The organism is Candidatus Dependentiae bacterium, assembly GCA_016871815.1.
Lineage (GTDB): Bacteria > Babelota > Babeliae > Babelales.
Genome location: VHBT01000044.1, coordinates 1 through 2,653 on the forward strand (window position 1 = coordinate 1; position 2,653 = coordinate 2,653).

Annotated in this window: 3 protein-coding genes; 2 read left to right on the forward strand and 1 reads right to left on the reverse strand. The window is 41.5% G+C overall.

What is annotated here, in order from left to right; all coding sequences use genetic code 11:
* Positions 1-225: hypothetical protein (locus FJ366_04315; protein ID MBM3894790.1), on the reverse strand; the 225-nt coding region annotated here is incomplete at its 3' end.
* Between the two features lie 255 nt (positions 226-480).
* Between FJ366_04315 and FJ366_04320 the strand changes: the two genes are divergently transcribed.
* Entirely contained in the window at positions 481-2,199 is a 1,719-nt protein-coding gene (locus FJ366_04320) for an arginine--tRNA ligase (protein ID MBM3894791.1), read from the forward strand.
* 24 nt (positions 2,200-2,223) lie between these two features.
* Positions 2,224-2,653 (forward strand): GTP-binding protein (locus FJ366_04325; protein MBM3894792.1); only part of this gene is annotated, 430 nt, incomplete at its 3' end.

Genomic DNA, 2,653 nt, shown 5'->3' on the forward strand with positions numbered 1-2,653 from the left:
TGGATTTTTTGTCTGCACAGCGTCGTTGAATGATCTTTTTGATTTAAATTGCGTTTCAAGCGCCACAAAATCGTCATTCGCAAAAATAACTAGATCGCTTCTGTCTGGTGATAATTGCGCAGTAACCGCGCTTTTGACCTCAATTTTGCTGATCCGCACCGCTTTTGGCTCATGCGCACCAAGGCCGAACCCCAAAGCAAGGACAACTAAAAGTAAATATTTCATATATTTTTTCCTTGTTTTAATAAATATTTATCTTGCTACAAAAAACTATCTTACGCCGAAAGCGCAAAAAATCATTTTTTTCTTTAAACCAATTGTTTTTTGCCTTTTTTTAGAAAAATCAATTCTAAAACCAATGCTCCCTGTCAAAAACCAATCCTCCATAGCTAAAAATTAAGCGCGCAAGACGTGGCAAAGATTGGTTTTTGCTGATATCCTTTGGGATATTGTCTCCATTTATAACCAAAAAATTCATTTATGCTGACCACAGATATTCTCATTATCATCAAAAAAACTATCCAAGATGCAGCTCAAGCGCTCTTTTTTCCGGAAAACCCGCAGGATTTACCACGTGTTGAACTAATCTTGAATACCGACAAAGATTCGTCCCACGGGGATGTAAGCACCACCATTGCGCTTCAAATTTCAAAAATACTCAAAAAAAATCCACGTGATGTTGCAACCGCACTCAAAGACGAACTCGTCAAAGTGGGGACTTCAACGCCTGAACTTGCATCCCTTTTTGGTTCTGTAACCTTGGCGGGCCCAGGCTTTTTAAACTTTTCTCTCTCTGGGGCCGATTGGACCTGGCTGCTTTCTAACATTATTTCAGCGCCACGTGATTTTTTTAGACCAAAAGAACTCACTTCAAAACGAGTACTTATCGAATTTGTGAGCGCAAATCCAACCGGACCGTTGCACCTTGCTCATGGCAGAAACGCAATTATTGGTGACGTTTTGGCATCTGTTTTTTCGTTTGTTGGGCATCAAGTAACCAGAGAATTTTATATCAACGATGCAGGAAACCAAATTAACAAGCTCGGTGCCTCACTCCGCAACCGCTACCTTGAACAACTCGGGATAAAAGAAGCATTTCCCGAAGGTGGATACGCTGGTGAATACCTTATCAAAACCGCTCAAACACTTTTTGAACAAGAAGGAAATGCGCACGAAAATGCACCTGCAGAATTTTTCGCTCAGTATGCAAAAACCGCTATGCTCGCGTTGATCAAAAGCAACCTTGCTGATTACGGCGTGACATTTGACCATTTCACTTCAGAAAAAAGCATGTACGAAAGCGGAAAAGTTGCCGCTGCTGTTGCAGCTCTTTCAGAAAAAGGATTTACCTACCAAGCTGATGGCGCATTGTGGCTCCGATCGACCGATTTTGGCGACGACAAAGACCGCGTGCTCCGCAAAGCCGACGGCGATATGACCTATCTTGCACCCGACACCGCCTACTATTTTGATAATTTTTCTCAGGGATATGACAAACTTATTAACATTTTGGGTCAAGACCACCACGGCTACGTGACTCCACGAAATGCAGCACTCAAAGCACTTGGATGTGATATTTCCAAATTCACCTGCCTTATTTACCAGCTGGTGCTCATGAAAAAAAATGATGCCTATGTGCGCATGTCAAAACGTGCTGGAAATTTTGAACAACTCAGCGATGTCATCAAAATTGTTGGCCGAGATGTTGCGCGCTACTTCTTTTTAAACCGCAAGGCAGATGCTCATCTTGAACTTGATTTGGAACAAGCGCTCAAACAAAATGATGAAAATCCTGTTTACTACATTCACTACGCATTTGTCAGAACGCACAGCTTGCTCCAAAAAGCAGCTGACGCAGACTCGCAACTTGCAGCGTTTGTTAAAGAACTTGAAAGCCAACCTGCAACTACACTTGCAGACATGACACACATTCCATCAACCGCACATAATTTAATTAAAAAAATTGCAACACTCAGATCACTGCTCGAAGCAATCGAATTTAACAATCAAACACACATGCTGGCATATTATGCATATGAACTGGCAGCTGCATTTCACAATTTTTATTCACACACTAAAATTATTATTCCTGACGACATTGCAACCACAAAAAATAACTTACTTATCGTTTCGGCGGTAAATCGTACACTCGACCTGTGTCTTGAGCTGCTCGGACTCAGTAAACCAAAATCTATGTAACGGAGCACACTGATTACCATGCAAATGAATATTGCCCAACTCGATTTAAAATCTTTTCCAACTTCACGCATTAGAAACTTTTCCATCATTGCTCATATCGATCATGGCAAATCAACCCTTGCCGATCGCTTACTTGAAGTGTGTGGAACGATTTCTGATCGCACAAAAAACGAACAAGTTCTTGATAAATTACAAGTCGAACGCGAACGCGGAATTACCGTAAAAGCTCAGACTGCTTCGCTTTTTTATGAATACAAAGGCGAAATCTACCTCTTGAACCTGATTGACACTCCGGGACACGTAGATTTTAGCTATGAAGTCTCACGATCGCTGTATGCATGCCAAGGAGCACTACTGCTTGTTGATGCGGCGCAAGGAATTCAAGCGCAAACTATGGCAAATTTTTACCTCGCTTTTGAGCAAAATTTACACATTATTCCTATCGTCAACAAAG

Bases quoted from the DNA above. Each gene is read 5' to 3' on its own strand.
- FJ366_04320 (MBM3894791.1), top strand. From the start codon at position 481: ATGCTGACCACAGATATTCTCATTATCATCAAAAAAACTATCCAAGAT.